Origin of the sequence: Paenibacillus sp. LS1 (genome assembly GCF_026013365.1) — a bacterium.
GTDB lineage: Bacteria > Bacillota > Bacilli > Paenibacillales > Paenibacillaceae > Paenibacillus.
In genome coordinates, this window is the sequence record NZ_JAPDOE010000004.1 from 182,626 (window position 1) to 199,698 (window position 17,073).

Genomic DNA, 17,073 nt, shown 5'->3' on the forward strand with positions numbered 1-17,073 from the left:
GATAATTTTGTAATTAGTCTTCGGGCGCAAAATTGTACAGGGCACTCACTTGAGTAATGCTCATATTTAAGATGATTGATAAGCTTAAAACGAATCAGCCCCCAATAAATTGATGTGCATGAAAAAGGAGGTGAAACCATGGAACGATGGGACACCCTATGGAAATGGGGAATTGCACTCATGAGCAGCTCAGTAACCTACTTCTTCGGAGGCTGGTCAGGCGTGCTGGGCGTATTGCTCGTTTTCGTCATCCTCGATTACCTAACGGGCATCGCAGCGGCGGGTATGAGTGGCAAGTTAGAAAGTAATGTCGGCATGTTCGGCATTGCGCGGAAGGTATTTATATTTGCAATGGTATCGGTGGCTCATCTGGTGGACGGTGTTCTGGGAGACGGACATTTGTTCAGGGATGCGGTCGCCTTTTTTTATATCGCAAACGAGTTGTTGTCCATTATCGAAAACGGGGGCAAGTTGGGCGCTCCGATTCCGCCTGTGATTCGGCAAGCCATTGAAGTGCTTAAAGGGAAAGGGGGATCCGGGGGGATCTCAGGTAACTATACTCCTGATTCCAGAGAATCTTTTGTACAGTCAGATCATGAGGACGTTGATCAACAGATTAGAGATGAAACGAAGTAAAGGCTCAGTATTCATTCAAAATTGTCCTGTGGCAAGATATAGAGCACTACAGAGTCGAAATTCTGCACCATTAGCCTACAAGTAGTGAAAGAGACGGAATCGATTCTGAAGAAGCGGAGCGGTCGCCTTTGTCTCTAAATTTTCACCATTAGAATAATAAATCATAAAAATTTGGAGACAACAGCGATCATAAGAACGATCCGTATCTGGAACGGTCGCGTACCGGCTTGATATGTTTTCCTAAGATGATAGATACTCATTGAACATAGCTATTACCATCAACAAGGGACACGCACACAAGCAACCCCTGATCCAACCGCATTAACTATAGGAGTATTTTGCATCAATCCAGAGAGTGACATCCAATCAGCAATGTATAATCAGAATGCTTTAGTCTGTCTATACTTGTACCCGGGAACGCTTGAATCGAATGATGTAAAATGCTGATACAAACGGCAATTTGCCGCATAAAGGGTGTGAGAAACATGCAAACGAGAAGTCCAGGCAACACACAGGGCATTGACGTCTCCCGGTACCAAGGCAATATTGACTGGGCCAAAGTGAAGGCAAGTGGCATGACATTTGTATTTATCAAGGCAACCGAGGGACAGACGTATACCGATCCCAATTATCAGAAAAATGTAACAGGTGCACTGGCGGCGGGCATGCTGGTGGGTACGTACCATTTCTTCCGGGCGACATCGACCGATGGTGCCAAGGCAGAAGCGGCACATTACGCCAATACACTTAACAAAGTGGGAGGCGCCAAAGCGTTACAACTTCCACCCGTCATGGACTACGAGAACAACCCCGGCAACCTGAGCAAAGCGCAGATGAATACAGTTGCCAAAGCCTTTTTAACCGAATTACAACGTCTGACAGGTGTAAAACCGATCATATACACGGGCAATTCATTTGCCGGGAATTTTGACACATCACTCAGCTCATATGATCTGTGGATCGCGCGTTACAGCAACACCCGTGTACCGGACGACCAGCCGGCATGGAAGCGTTGGACGTTCTGGCAGTATACGGATTCAGGCAAAGTGAATGGCATTAGCGGCAACGTGGATATGAATGAATTCGAGGGAACAGCGGCACAGCTCAGAGCAAGATACGCGGCAGCCACTCCAAAACCACCGGAGCCATCCAATCCAATGAATCCAAGTCATCCGAATCCACCAACCGTACCACCGAAAGGGGGCGAACCGATGACAGCCGAAGAGAAAGCAGCATTTGACGCGCTCAAATCCCAGGTTGATAAACTGCAGGCGCGTCAGCAAATGGAAGTTCCAGTATGGGCGAAAGCAGCTGTGGATGCAGCACTTGCATATGACACCAAAAATCCATTGTTCAGCATCGATAATGGGGCGAGTTATGATTTTTACCGTTTTATCACCGTGATGCATCGCAGAGGTTTGTTTAAAAAGTGAGCTGATTCTTGGCAAATGACAGGTTGATTTTATCTCAATGTGGATGGAATGGAGAAGGGACACGGGACGCTTTTTGTCGAACTGTGTTCCTTTTTTGTGTTTTGTGTAAGTAATACTAACGCATATAATAAAGTTGAAGACTTATGTCTGTAAATCCCTTGTCTAATTGATTAATGTGATGTAAAGTAAGTTACACGAAATTGTTTTTCACTACGGTTTATTTACACAATCCTCCTCATCATGACAAAACCATAACATACGAAGTTATTGTAATGTCTCCCGTTGTACAATCCAACATCTCAAGATGACTCGCTCATACGTTTTACACATCCAATCTGCAATTGAAAGCCACCGTATTAAACAACTTACACGATTCATCAAACAACCTAGCCTATGTTGAGTTTCTTTCATCCGTATTTTCGATCTTCCGACTTAAATTTACACATACCAGTTCGTACCCATTCGCTGTTGCTTATTGACCTAAGTTCAAATAAAACGCAACACCTCCATAGGATCCATCTCAGAAGATACATAGTTGAACGGTTTCTTTTTCTATAAAAGTAATCAAACAACGTCCTCAATCCATGTGCACGATATGATATTTACCTGTATTCCATACGCATCCCATGCTGTTTTTACATTTCATATACATGGATTACTTTTCCCAGAACATTAATTCAGGTATCGCAGGCATCTAAAGCCTTTTATATGATACATAGCACCAAACCGATTGCCAACATTGGAGATCTTTCATGCCAGCATCACACACATTATGAGACAGGGAAGGGTGTTGTACGTATGCGAATGAGAAAAAAATGGATGTCCGGTGTTCTAACGATGGCCTTGAGTACCGTATTGGTGTTGTCTGGTTGCTCCAGTAACGAGAGTGGGGAGACTACGCCTGCTCCGGCGGAAGGAACCGACCCTCCAACCGAAACGGTAGCGCAGGATACGATGATTATGGGGCGTGGTGGGGATTCCGTAGCGCTCGACCCGGCGATTGTAACCGATGGGGAGTCGCTGAAGATTGGACATCAGGTGTTTGATTCGTTGCTGGACTACAAGGAAGGTGGAACAGAGGTCGTTCCTGGACTAGCTGAGAGCTGGGAGATTTCGGCGGATGGACTCAAGTATGTGTTTAAGCTGAAGTCCGGTGTGAAATTCCATGATGGAACTGATTTCAACGCAGAGGCTGTTGTGTTCAATTTTAACCGCTGGGGTGATCCGGCTAGTGAATATAAATTCGAAGGAGATTCCTTCGATTATTACGATTCCATGTTTGGTCCAGAGGATGGACGTGTGATCAAGGAAGTGAAGGCGACGGACGAGACTACGGTGGAGTTCACATTGAACCAGCCACAAGCTCCTTTCCTGCAAAATATTGCGATGACGCCATTTGGCATTGCCAGCCCAACCGCGATTCAGGAGAAAAAAGAAAACTTCAAGAGCGAGCCTGTGGGCACCGGCCCATTTGTATTCAAAGAGTGGAAGCGTAACGACTCCATTACCCTGGAGAAAAACGCGGATTATTGGAAAGAAGGACTGCCCAAGCTGAACAAAGTGATCGTGCGCTCAATTCCTGATAACACGGCTCGCTTCAATGCCCTGCAAAACGGCGAGATTGATGTCATGGAAGACCTGAACCCGGACGATCTGTCCATCCTTGAAGGCAACAGCGAGTTACAGAAGATCGAGCGTCCACCGTTCAACGTGGCGTATATCGGCTTTAACTTCAAGAAGAAACCATTTGATAATGTCAAAGTCAGACAAGCCCTCAATCATGCGGTGAACAAGCAGGCCCTTATCGATGCGTTCTTTGCGGGACAAGCTGAGCCTGCTGTTAACCCGATGCCGCCAACGCTGTGGGGGTACAACGATACCATTGAGGATTACCCATATGATCTGGAAAAAGCAAAAGCTTTACTGGCCGAGGCTGGCTTCCCTGACGGATTGCCTGAACCGGTAACTTTCTATGCGATGCCGGTATCCCGTCCGTACATGCCTGATGGCAAGAAGGTGGCGGAAGCAATCCAAGCTGATTTTGAGAAAATTGGTGTGACCACGAACATTGAATCCCCAGAATGGGCGACGTATCTGGATGATGCCAAAGCCGGTGAGAAAGACGATATCTACATGCTCGGCTGGACGGGTGATAACGGTGACCCGGATAACTTCCTCTACACGTTGCTGGACAAAGACGCCATTCCGGGCAACAACCGCAGCTTCTATGTTAACGAAGAGTTGCATGTGTTGCTGACGGATGCGCAGAAAGAAACAGATCAGGAGAAACGTGCAGAGTTATACAAGCAAGCGCAGGTGATTATCAAGGAAGACGCACCGTGGATTCCACTTGTGCACACTACGCCAATTCTGGCGGGTAAATCGAACCTGAAAGGTTTCGTACCATCCCCGCTGGGCAGCGAATCTTATGCTGGTGCTTACTTCGAATAACGTAGAGGTAAACTGAATCTCTATCTCTATCTCTATTTCTATCTGTATCTGTATCTGAATATGAACCTAACGCATTAATTATTCTTTCTTACAAAGCGCTGGTGAGACGCAATGCTTGGCAGAATCCACATCCGGACGTAACTATCCAAAGCATGCGTTTCTGCCGGCGCTTTTTATTTTTGCACGATATGTCGAAGGCAGGTGAACAGGATTGAACAGCTATATTGTCAAACGTGTGCTTGTGTTGCTGCCCGTGCTGCTGGGCATGACCCTGATTGTCTTTTCCATCATCCACGCCATCCCGGGTGACCCGGCCGAGACCATACTTGGGCAAAAGGCAACCGAACAATCCAAGCAAGCCCTTCGTGACCAGCTCGGACTGGATAAACCCTGGTTCCAGCAATATTTCGCCTACTTGGGCGATTTGCTTAAAGGTGACCTGGGAACATCCATCCGCACCAAGGTGCCTATTGCCCAGGAAATTGTGCCTTATCTGACAGCAACCCTTGAATTAACGATGGCCAGTATGTTGTTTGCTGTCATTATTGGGGTGAATGCCGGGATTGTCAGTGCATGGAAGCACAACTCCTGGTTTGATTATTGCTGTATGGTCATTGCTTTGGTGGGGGTATCGATGCCGATCTTTTGGCTAGGTCTGATGGAACAATGGCTGTTTGCGAACAAGTTGCAGTGGCTGCCGTCCATTGGACGCATGAATGCACGTGATCCAGTGGAAGCCATTACGGGCTTGTACGTGCTGGATACGATGATTGCCGGACAATGGAATCAGTTGTGGACCGTAACGAAACATTTGATTCTGCCAAGTGTTGCACTGGGTACGATTCCGATGGCCGTTATTGCCCGGATGACCCGTTCCAGCATGCTGGAAGTGATGAGTTCCGATTACATTCGTACAGCGAAGGCGAAGGGACTGGGTCCGTTTTTTGTCGTATATGGACATGCACTTAAAAATGCGTTTATTCCCGTGCTCACGGTTATCGGCATCCAGACCGGATCGTTGCTCGGGGGTGCAGTGTTGACCGAGACAATCTTTGCTTGGCCTGGCGTGGGACGTTATATATATGAAGCGATTAGTTCGCGGGACTATCCGGTGATCCAGAGTGGCATTCTGATCGTGGCGTTCTTTTTCGTGGTGATTAATCTGATTGTGGACTTGCTCTATGCCGTGTTTGATCCTCGAATTAGTTATAAATAGGAACTCCATCAATCGATCATATCCAAGAAAGGAGACACTGCATGGCCAAATTATCGACCAACACGGGACCATCCATTGATGCTGCAACAGCGAGCACAGCCGGTCCATGGCGGGAAGCGTGGAGAACGTTCCGGAAAAATCGGCTTGCGCTTGCTGGCTTGATCATTATCGTATTTTTTATCCTGTTGGCCTTCCTCGCACCGTACATCGCTCCTTACGATTATAAGGAACAGGTGCTGGCGGATCGGCTTCAGGCCCCTTCGGCAGAGCATTGGTTTGGTACGGATGATCTGGGTCGTGATGTATTTTCCAGAGTGCTGCATGGAGCGCGTATTTCATTGTGGGTGGGCTTCTTCTCCGTCATTGGTTCCATTATCGCGGGTACGTTGCTTGGTCTGATTGCCGGATTTTATGGAAAGTGGGCAGATATGCTCATCTCGCGCCTATTTGATATTTTGCTCGCATTTCCCGGGATTTTGCTGGCCATCGCCATTGTGGCGATATTGGGCCCGTCGTTGCAAAATGCACTGCTCGCCATCGCCATCGTGAACATCCCGACCTACGGAAGGTTGGTGCGTTCACGGGTACTTAGCTTGAGACAGGAGGAATTCATAACGTCGGCACGAACGCTTGGAGCAGGCAACGGGCGAATCTTGTTTCGTCACATCTTGCCCAACAGTCTTACTCCGCTGATCGTGCAGGGTACACTTGGAATTGGGACGGCGATCATCGAGGCCGCTGCACTTGGATTTCTGGGCATGGGAGCGCAACCACCCGACCCGGAATGGGGTAAAATGCTGTCGGACTCCCGTCAGTTTATACAAAAAGCACCGTGGACACTAATCTTCCCCGGCGTTTCCATCATGTTGACCGTTCTCGGCTTCAACCTAATGGGCGATGGCCTACGCGATACCCTTGATCCGAAAATGGCGAAAAAGTAGTAGTTTCTAACGCTAACCGTAAATGTCTTTCCCCGTGCCGGTTCGAACTTTGGTTCGAGTCGGCTTTTGTATTGCCTGCGGGATTACGTTAAAATAATTGGTGATGTGTAAAAGTTGAAGGGGTATTCGATCTTTTTGTTAAAATAACCGCCTTCGTATTGACACCCAATTTTCCCATATGTTATATAAAAGGAAGGGTTTAGCACTCCGATCATTAGAGTGCTAACAGATGATGTTTTTACTACACGACTACATATGGAATGATTTTGTTTTTGATAATAGATAAAGTTCACCTTGGGATATGACATGCGCGTGAAGTGGCTAGAAAAGTTTTTCTGAAATCGAAATGTATCTTCTGCTCATGGAGTTTCCCATTTGAAAATGTCTCAGCATCATTAAGTTATTTGTCGGAACACCTCGGAAGTGAAGGGGACGGAATCGATTTTGTAGAAGCGAAGCGTTCGCCTTTATTCCCGAATTTCTCCCTTTTTAGAGGGAATCAAAGAAATTTGGGAATAACAGCGATCAAAAGAACGATCCGTAACCGGAACGGCTATTAGAGAACGACAATAACTGAAGTGCTGAGTTTGAGAAGGGAATCCCATAATTAGCGGAACAAGCGATTTGAATGTTTTGTAGCATTGTAGCGTTTTGCATGAAAAACTCAGGATTTACTTTCTATTTTCAATCAAATCATTCGATATCCAATTTGAAAGGAGTCCAACCACTCATGGCTAAAAAAGAATTCCAGGCAGAATCCAAACGTTTGCTGGATATGATGATCAACTCCATTTACACCCAAAGAGAAATCTTTTTGAGAGAATTGATCTCCAACTCCAGTGACGCCATTGATAAAATTTATTACAGAGCTCTTACGGACGATGCGCTCGTTTTCAACAAAGAGGACTACTTCATCAAGCTCACGATCGACAAAGAAAACCGCACGCTCACACTGACGGATACCGGAATCGGGATGACGCAGGAAGAGTTGGAGAACAATCTGGGGGTTATCGCGAAGAGTGGTTCCCTGGCGTTCAAGAAAGAAAATGAAGCTAAAGACGGCCATAACATCATCGGACAATTCGGGGTTGGTTTCTACTCGGCATTCATGGTGGCGGACAAGCTGACCGTAACGAGTAAAACACTGGGCAGCGACGAGGCTTGGAAATGGGAGTCCGAAGGCGCGGATGGTTACACCATTACACCAGCTGAGAAGGATTCTGTAGGTACAGAGATCGTCCTGACGATCAAAGAAAATACCGAAGAAGATTCGTATGACGAATTTTTGGAAGAGTACCGCCTGAGATCCATCATCAAGAAATATTCCGACTTCATTCGCTACCCGATCAAGATGGATGTAACGGGTCAACGTCCAAAAGAGGGCACGGAGAATGAGTTCGAGGAATACCAAGAAGAACAAACCGTGAACAGCATGGTGCCGATCTGGCGTAAAAATAAAAGCGAATTGACCGAAGAAGATTACACCAACTTCTATATGGAAAAACGCTACGGTTTTGACAAACCGCTCAAACACTTGCACATCAGCGCAGATGGCGCAGTGGTATACAATGCAATCCTGTTTATCCCGGAGAACACGCCGTTTGATTACTATACGAAAGAGTATGAAAAAGGCCTCGAACTTTACTCCAACGGTGTACTGATCATGGATAAATGCGGGGATCTGTTGCCAGACTACTTTGGATTTGTCAAAGGTATGGTGGATTCCGAAGATCTTTCCCTGAACATCTCCCGTGAGATGTTGCAACATGACCGTCAGCTTAGCCTGATTGCGAAGAACATCAAGAACAAAATCAAGAGTCAACTGCAAAGCCTGCTGAAGGACGAGCGTGAGAACTACGAGAAGTTCTATCAAGCGTTTGGCCGTCAGTTGAAGTATGGCGTATACAGCGACTATGGTGTGAACAAGGATACATTGCAAGATCTGCTGTTGTTCACGTCTTCCAAAGAGAGCAAACTCGTGAGCCTGGACGAATACGTCTCTAGAATGCCGGAAGATCAGAAGTACATCTACTATGCCTCCGGTGAGTCCATTAGCCGTATTGAGAAGCTGCCACAGATCGAGGGTGTTCTTGAGAAAGGGTACGAAGTATTGTACTTTACCGATGACATCGACGAGTTCGCAATCAAGATGATCACGAACTACAAGGAGAAAGAATTCAAATCTATCTCCAGTGGTGACCTGGGTATCGAAGATAGCGCGGACAAAGAAGAAACGGACGCTCAGGACAATGACAACAAAGAGTTGTTTGAAGCAATGCAAGCTCAATTGGCCGGTAAAGTTAAAGCCGTTAAAGCTTCCAAACGTCTCAGAAGCCACCCGGTATGTTTGTCCACTGAAGGTGAGCTGACGATTGAAATGGAGAAAATCCTGAAAGCTATGCCGAACAGTGAAAACGTACAAGCCGACAAAGTGCTGGAAATCAACGTGAATCACGATGTATTCAAATCGTTGAAAGACGCTTTCGCACAGGATCAGGAAAAGCTGAACCTTTACACAAGCCTGCTGTATCATCAAGCATTGCTGATCGAGGGATTGCCAATTCAAGATCCAGTAGAGTTCACCAACGATATCTGTAAAGTTATGGTGTAAAATCTTTCGTACAAGCGTGCGATAATATCCATGATGCAAAAATTCTCGCAGCTTCAAGAGTCAAGTTGTGTGAGCATTAAGGCTAGAAGTTGAATTACTTCGCCGCATCTACCATATTCATCCGACAGGGCATTTCCGTCCTGTCGGTTTTTTGTTTTTACCCACAACGGGGAGGGCGCGGGGAAGGCAGACTATAATTTTAGTGATGGATGATATTATTCTAAATTGAACTTGATCTTCACTCGATTTTAGCGAGATAACTGTTGAATACCATTATTGTATTTAAAGGACAGCAAAAGTAGTGAAGGGGACGGAATCGATTCTGAAGAAGCGAAGCGTTCGCCTGAAAGCTTTCTGCAGAAAGCTGCATCGAAAGCATAAGCTGTCTCCAGGTTTTTCCCTTAGTAAAGGGAATTCAGAAAACCTGGAGACAACAGCGATCATAAGAACGATCCGTAACCGGAACGGCCACGCAAACTGTATAAGGCACTTTTTTTCACCATTAGTCATGTTAGTGTGAGTTCAATATTAATCATTATCATTTAGATGCACGGATGATAGTCTGACAGGGTATAATAAGAGAAGATGACTGTTCATCACAAGATGATGTAAGAAGAGATGACAATCACAGACAGGTTTTACTTTTCGAAACCACAGATGTTGTGTATAATCACTCAAAATAGAGACAGTCGGCTAGGAGTGATCCCCATGCAATGGAACGATCTGAGAGAACATAGACAATATCCCGAATTAACCAAATTGGATGGATCTCGTGCGGCTTACGAACGGGACTATTCCAGACTCATTCATTCACCGACTTTCCGTCGGTTACAGGGCAAGTCGCAGGTGTTTGGCGCAGGAACGGGTGATTATTATCGTACTCGCTTGACCCATTCCCTAGAGGTGGCACAGATTGCACGAGAGGCTGCCCGAAGTTTGATTCGCCGTTTTCCTGAGGTAGACTGGGACCGCGCGGACAACCCCGGCCTTATTATTGATTCAGAAGTGGTGGAGTGCGCAGCAATTGCACATGACTTCGGTCACCCGCCTTTTGGACATAAAGGTGAAGAAGTATTGGACGGCATACTGGATGACCTCATCAACACCGAGGCTAAGAAAATCATGAAGAAAAGCCGCGGCGCCAAAGTTCCCAAGGTGGAGTCCGAGGTGCGTGCCGAGCTTAAGCGGAAATACGAGCATTTTGAAGGCAATGCGCACAACTTCCGTCTCATTATGCACTTGGAGAAACGTGAAGATATCGACGGACTGAATCTGTCTGATGCAGTATTGCTGGGAATTAACAAATATCCGTACCCAGGCACCGAGAGCAAGAAAGGCATGTATCATCATGAGTGGCAATATATTCGTGAGATCCGTGATCGCTGGAACGTGCCGGCAGGCAAGAAGACGCTGGAAGCACAGCTGATGGACCTTTGCGACGATATCGCGTACTCCTCGCATGACCTGGAGGATGGCATCAAAGCAGGCAAAATTGAAGTTCATGAGCATTTCCTGCAAGATCCGCATGTGAATCGATTGATTGTGGATAAGATTACGACGCTGGAGGATCTGTTCTGGAACGGATGGACCCGAGAAGCTATTGGGCAAAAGGTAGAAGAGGTACTCGCTTCGTTCCTACGCATCTGGAATGAAAAGATGCCGTTCTGCGAGCATGATTACTCGCGTACCCGCCGTGAGGTGAAAGCCTACTGGGTGAGCTTTTTTGTAGGCAGTCTGGGCGTTATTGACGACGGTGACTGGAAGAAGGTAACCTTTGTCCGTGAAGGGGCTGAAGACCTCGACATGCTGCGTACGGTGAGTGTGCTCAAGAGCTTTGCCTGGGTGACCATGATTCGTGACCTGCGTGTGCAGCGGCTACAGAAGCGCAGTGAGTGGATGATTAAGCGATTATGGGATGCATTCCTCGATCCGGAGACGTCCAAATCGATTATTCCTTCTGACTGGCTGCAACGGTATGAGAAGGATCAGGCCAAAGCCCAGCCGATCTGGACTTGGGAACACATGGTGATCGATTATATTGCAGGAATGACCGATGCATTTGCCGAGAAAATATACAATGAACTCTACGGTCTGAAGGTGGGTTCCATCTACGATCTGGATTAGAGTTAACCAAGATAAAGGGAGATGAGACGCTTGGCTACGAGAATGAGTGAGAAGTTCAGTCTAGGCGTACTTGACCTTGTTCCAAGGTTAAATGATGCGACAGCGGAACAGGCGCTTCAACAATCGGTGACACTTGCGCAACATGCTGAGGCGTGGGGATACGCCCGATACTGGACGTCAGAGCATCACGATATGGCTGAACTGGCCTCGGCTTCTCCCGAAGTGCTGCTTTCACACATCGGAGCAAGGACAACAACGATTCAACTTGGCTCCGGTGCGGTCCTGCTGCCACATTACAGCCCGCTCAAGGTGGCGGAGTCGTTCCGTCTGCTTGCTGCGCTCTATCCGGGGCGCATTGAGCTGGGGCTCGGACGCGCTCCTGGTGGTGGACCCCATGCGACGATGGCACTCAGTGGCAATTACTTGCAGCATGTGTCCAAGCTGCCTGAATCGCTCGCAGCACTGACGGAACTGCTCGAAGACCGCTATATGTACGAGGATCATCCCGTGACAGCTCGTCCGATTCCCAAGCTTCCGTTATCGCTTTGGATGTTGGGGACAAATGTGAAGAGCGCAGAGTTTGCGGCACGGTTTGGCATGGGGTATGTCTTTGGTCAATTCATGAGCGATGCCGATGGTACAGAGGCTGTAAAGCGATACCGTGAAGGGTTCATACCCAGTGCAACCATGAAGGAGCCGGAGGTTATGGTGGCCGTTAGCGTATTGTGTGCCGAGTCAGAGACGGATGCTTTGACATGGAGTCGTGACATGGCGGAGAGACGCAAGGCGGATGGAAAAGAACGTTCACCCGAGCAGAATTCCAGCACGGTCTCGGCCTCGAACACGAATGATACAGGCGTTGATGACCATAACGAAGCAGTACGGCATTATACAGGTACACCTGAGCAAGTATGGGATCAATTGCAACAAGTCAGCCGTAGACTGGATACGGAGCGTTTGTTGCTGGTTACGGCTGGGCCGGATTACGAGCGAAGGTTGGATTCATACCGATTGCTGGCTAAGCATGAGACAGCGGTCATGAAGTAGACGCATCCTCTATATGATGCCAGTCCGTTGAAATCCGAACAATCTGAAGAGCTGCAGATCGGGAATTTGCCGTATGCTGTAGCTTTTTTTTGGACGTTGTTAAAATTCAACAATCTTTTACAAAATAAAGCATCTCTCTAACAAAATAATGTTATAATACTTTACGTCTATTTTCCTATCGATATAATATAGATAAGTACTTTTGACAAGAGGTCAAAAGAAGGGAAAAACAATGACAAAACACCTGAATTCGGGATGGCCGAAGAGGTCAAGGGGGAAATCATATGTTCAGCAGATTCAAGATCAAGAGTATCGGTCTGCGTATCAGCATCGCGTTCTACTTGTTAATCCTCTGTTTAATTGTTTTGAGTGTCACGATTGTCACCCGGATGAATTCAATTGAATCCAACACTAACGAAATTACGAACAATTGGATGCCATCAATCCAGCAAATTAACCGGTTAAACTATACCACAGAGCATGTCCTGTCACTAAGTTATCGTCACTTTGACGCAGATGAATCGGACAAGGTATTCTTGTCAGAAGAGCGTACCAAGTATATTCGTGAAACGACGCAGGCGATTAAAATCTATGATCAGCAGGAGAAGTCTCCCGATGAACTCGAACACTGGACTGCGTTCAAGAATAAATGGGAAGCATATCTCAAGATTAATACGCAATCGATCAAGTTGAGTGATGAGGGGCAGACACAGCTGGCGAAGGAAGTGTCGGAAAAAGGTGCTGATTCCTTTGACGCGATGCAAGTCGATCTGGATTATCTTGTGGAATACAATCAGGAACAGTCCAATCTTGCTGCTGCTCAAACGATCAGATCTGTGCAGGATGGCAGATTGTTCATCATTTTTGGAGTTCTCATCATGATTGTTATTACAGCGATCAGTATTCCGATTATTCGTTCACAGGTCGTAAAACCGCTGCTACGTGTCATTAGTGCGGTGAAACTGATTGCAGAAGGCCAATTGAATGTTCAGGACATACATACCAAACATGAAGATGAAGTCGGTGTGCTGGCCAAAGCGGTGAATGACATGAAAGGTAACCTGACTTCCATGGTGCTGAGCGTCAGACGAATTGCGGAAGCTGTCAATCGACAGAGCGGTGAACTGGCAATCTCTTCGGAAGAGGTTAAGATTGGTAGTCAGCAAATTGCTGTGACAATGGAAGAGTCAGCCAAGGCGGCGGAAAGCCAGGCAGAGACAGCCGTGGAATCCGCACGTACGGTTGAAGCTTTGAATGATCACATCCAGAAGCATACGGAACAAGGCAGCCAGCTGCGCGTCATGTCCGATCTTGTACTGGAGCAAGGGCTGAATGGTCGCAAGGCGATGGAACAGTCGGTGCAGCAGATGCAACAGATATCCGGTTCGGTCTCGGCTTCCATGAGCAAGATGGAACGGTTGAATCGTAAAAATGAAGATATTTCCAAGCTGGTTCAGGTCATTCACGACATTGCACGCCAAACCAACCTGCTGGCATTGAATGCCTCCATTGAGGCAGCACGTGCGGGAGAGAGTGGACGCGGATTCGCCGTAGTGGCATCAGAAGTGCGGAAGTTATCTGAGGCTGTGCAGACTTCAGTGGAAGAGATTACGGCGATTACCGAGGATATTCAACAGGATTCACAAGGGGTAGTTGCAGAATTGCGCACGGGCGTTCAGGAAACCGAACTGGGTCAGGAACATGTGCTTGCTTCGGGTCAACTGTTCCGTACAATTAATGAATCGGTGGAAGGTATGGTTGGTGTTATCGGCACCATGACGGATGGCCTCGCAGGCATGCAGGAAGCAAGCGGACGCATGAATGATTTCAGTCAGCAGATTTCCGCTGTTTCGGAACAATCGGCAGCCAGTGTGGAGGAAGTTTCGGCATCGGCAGAAGAGCAGGTTAGTTCCATGGAAACGATTAGCGGCAATATTCAAAGTCTGAAAGAATTGTCTGAAGATCTGCTTACATCCATTGAAAAATTAAAAATATAACCTTCTTCTTTTAATAGAAGAAACTGGACACACACAGACGGCGATTCGTAGAAATTCAGCATCATTTTGAACTGTTGACCTATAACGTAAGTTGACAAGATCGCTTCGATTTTCATTGGTTATAATCTCAAATAAAGTAAGGTGTTCCCGAATAATGGGAATGCCTTATTTTTTTCTTACTATTAGATACGAGCAAGGAAATGATAGTTGTCTAGGAGCCTGACATTGTATACAATGACTACCTGAAGCTAACGTAACAGCCGATATTCGCTATGTCTTCAATAGCTAGTATTTATATAGAAGAAAACATGAGTTTTGCAGGAAGGAGAGGATAATTTTGTCTGAAGAATTACCTGGTATTCACCCTGTTTCTGGGAAATACATCTACACCTTTGCTTGCCACGAGAATGAACGCGAATTATGCACGCTGGAGCTGGACACACTGCTCGAACCGAGTTCGGAGATTCGCTCAGACGGGGGTTCGTATGTGTGGTCCGAACGATGTATTCCACCTGGACGTAGTCCTTTTATCCACGGCAGATTGGACGTGATCGGCGAAGGGGACACTGTGACGGATCTGCTTCCTCTTGCCAAAGATATTCACCTGCTGCCAGATGAGACATTTAAGGTAGTCTGTCTGAAAGAAGGCGATCATGCCCCTGATTATGAACAGTCTCGTCAACTGGAAAAAGAAGTCGGTATGTGCATTAAAGGCAAGGCACAGATGAAGCAACCTAAGGTGACTTTCGGCCTAATCCAAACAGGAGAAAAATGGATCTTGGGCCAGTGGACAGAAGCGGATCGATCTTGGCAAATTCACCGGCAAAAGCCGCAAAACTACTCGACTGGATTAGGCGTCACGCTCGCCAGAGCATTGGTTAATATTGCTGTTCCGAAGGTGGAAAACCATTATTTGCTTGATCCGTGCTGTGGTATGGGAACGGTTGTAATTGAAGCTTTATCCATGGGAATTGATGCAAAAGGTAACGATCTGAATCCTCTGGCTGTCCGAGGTGCACGTATCAATCTGCCGCATTATGGACATGATTCGGATCGAATCACACTGGGAGATATGAATGAACTGGAAGGTTTGTATGATGCAGCAATTTTGGACATGCCTTATAATCTCTGCTCTGTACTTCCAGATGCTGAGCAACGAGCCATGCTGGAGAGTTTGCGCAGATTGGCAAAACGTGCAGTAGTTGTTTCCACAGAGTGGGTAGAAGAGCACTTGTTGGAAGCGGGATGGGTGGTAAAAGAGTATCGTACAGTACACAAAGGCACGTTTATACGTCATATTTGGCTGTGTATGTAAGCGTAAAAAAACAAAAACTCTACCTCTGAGGAAATTTCCAGAGGTAGAGTTTTTTATTGCTTACAATATCCATTGAACTAACTGTTTAGACGAGAACGAGAGGACAGAAAAAACTGAAGAAGCGGAGCTAAAAGCTTTCTGTAAGAAAGCTGCATCGGAAGCATACTCTTCGCCTTTATTCACAGATTTTCACTTTTATAAAAGTGAATCAAAAAATCTGGGAATAACAGTGATCGGAAGGTTGTTCTGTCATCGGAGTTGTAAGTCTAAATCTTTTTAGTTCAATGTATAGCGTTGATCTGATTTGCACAATATTGCATGGGAACGGGTGTTTGTGTTAATATTTATGACTATAATCCACAAGGTTCATCGGAAGGGTATCGCCAGCAACGTAAGCTTCCAAATTTTTGACGAAAATATCGACTGCTCGATCTGCGTATTGCTCTGTACTTCCTGCGATATGAGGCGTAATCAACACGTTATCCATGCCCCATAGCGGGTGGTCTGCCGGAAGGGGTTCTTCTTCAAACACGTCCAGTGCGGCGAAGGCAACCTGGCCGTTTTGGAGTGCATTCAGCAAGGCTTCCGTTTTTACACTGGGGCCACGGCCCACATTGACGAAGCAGGCACCGGATCGGAACTGCTCAAATGCAGTTTGATCATATATATGTTTGGTTTCATCAGTTAACGGTAGAATGTTAATTACATAATCGCCCTGGTTCAAGGCTTCATGTAAACCGGTCATGTCGTACATTTGATCCACATTGGGGACATCCTTACCTGAGCGGCGAACTCCGATTGTGCGCATGCCGAGTGCTTTGAGAATGCGGGCTGTTTCCGTTCCGATCTCACCCACACCAACGATGACCGCTGTTTTGCCATGCAGTTCCGGCAGTGGTTTGGCAGGAGCTTTCCATTCGGACTGTTGTTGATGCAACATGGCTTGTCTCAGCCAGCGACTGTGGGATAACATCATGCCCAGAATGATTTCGGTGATTGGAATCGCGTGGACCCCATTTGCACTGGTGACCTGAACATTCTTTTGTTGCAAATCCGCGAAGGGGAGACTGTCCACACCTGCGGACCAGACCTGGACCCACTTCAGCAGGCTGTCCTGTTTCAGAGCATGTTCAGTGACGAGTGGTGACCAGCCGAAAATAATCTCAGCCTCTTTCAACTCAGCGGGGTCCAATTCCTTGGCTTTTCCAAATTTCAGGGTGTATCCCGGCGCAGCATTCTGAATGCGTTGTTGCTGTTCTTCGGATAGAGATGGAAAACATACAATTTTACCCATAATGTGTG

The 17,073-nt window shown here is 46.8% G+C and carries 11 protein-coding genes; 10 read left to right on the forward strand and 1 reads right to left on the reverse strand.

What is annotated here, in order from left to right; genetic code table 11:
- The first annotated feature begins 138 nt into the window (after positions 1–138).
- From OM416_RS18025 to OM416_RS18070, 10 genes are all read left to right on the forward strand, one after another.
- Positions 139–636: a holin family protein gene (locus OM416_RS18025; protein ID WP_105408333.1), complete on the forward strand. Its 498-nt coding sequence runs from the start codon at positions 139–141 to the stop codon at positions 634–636.
- Positions 637–1,121: 485 nt separating this feature from the next.
- Positions 1,122–2,069, forward strand: coding sequence for a glycoside hydrolase family 25 protein (locus OM416_RS18030; RefSeq protein WP_264931754.1), 948 nt, complete (start codon positions 1,122–1,124; stop codon positions 2,067–2,069).
- A gap of 804 nt (positions 2,070–2,873) precedes the next feature.
- Positions 2,874–4,520: an ABC transporter substrate-binding protein gene (locus OM416_RS18035; RefSeq protein ID WP_264932091.1), complete on the forward strand. Its 1,647-nt coding sequence runs from the start codon at positions 2,874–2,876 to the stop codon at positions 4,518–4,520.
- Positions 4,521–4,731: 211 nt separating this feature from the next.
- Positions 4,732–5,736 carry an ABC transporter permease gene (locus OM416_RS18040; protein ID WP_017690144.1) on the forward strand — a complete coding sequence of 335 codons (1,005 nt, stop codon included), beginning with the start codon at positions 4,732–4,734 and terminating at the stop codon, positions 5,734–5,736.
- Positions 5,737–5,777: 41 nt separating this feature from the next.
- Positions 5,778–6,677 (forward strand): nickel transporter permease, encoded by a 900-nt coding sequence (gene nikC, locus OM416_RS18045; protein ID WP_264931757.1) that lies wholly within the window; start codon positions 5,778–5,780, stop codon positions 6,675–6,677.
- A gap of 730 nt (positions 6,678–7,407) precedes the next feature.
- On the forward strand, positions 7,408–9,288 hold the full coding sequence (gene htpG, locus OM416_RS18050) for a molecular chaperone HtpG (protein WP_264931759.1): 1,881 nt from the start codon (positions 7,408–7,410) through the stop codon (positions 9,286–9,288).
- Positions 9,289–9,996: 708 nt separating this feature from the next.
- A complete protein-coding gene (locus OM416_RS18055) occupies positions 9,997–11,412 on the forward strand; it encodes a deoxyguanosinetriphosphate triphosphohydrolase family protein (protein WP_264931761.1) in 1,416 nt (471 codons plus the stop codon).
- Between the two features lie 21 nt (positions 11,413–11,433).
- Positions 11,434–12,459 carry an MsnO8 family LLM class oxidoreductase gene (locus OM416_RS18060; protein WP_264931764.1) on the forward strand — a complete coding sequence of 342 codons (1,026 nt, stop codon included), beginning with the start codon at positions 11,434–11,436 and terminating at the stop codon, positions 12,457–12,459.
- A 284-nt stretch (positions 12,460–12,743) separates the two neighbouring features.
- Entirely contained in the window at positions 12,744–14,456 is a 1,713-nt protein-coding gene (locus OM416_RS18065) for a methyl-accepting chemotaxis protein (protein ID WP_264931766.1), read from the forward strand.
- Between the two features lie 337 nt (positions 14,457–14,793).
- A complete protein-coding gene (locus OM416_RS18070) occupies positions 14,794–15,771 on the forward strand; it encodes a TRM11 family SAM-dependent methyltransferase (RefSeq protein ID WP_264931769.1) in 978 nt (325 codons plus the stop codon).
- Between the two features lie 337 nt (positions 15,772–16,108).
- Here the strand turns inward: OM416_RS18070 and OM416_RS18075 are convergent, their stop codons facing one another.
- On the reverse strand, positions 16,109–17,065 hold the full coding sequence (locus OM416_RS18075) for a D-2-hydroxyacid dehydrogenase (RefSeq protein ID WP_264931771.1): 957 nt from the start codon (positions 17,063–17,065) through the stop codon (positions 16,109–16,111).
- Positions 17,066–17,073: the final 8 nt, after the last annotated feature.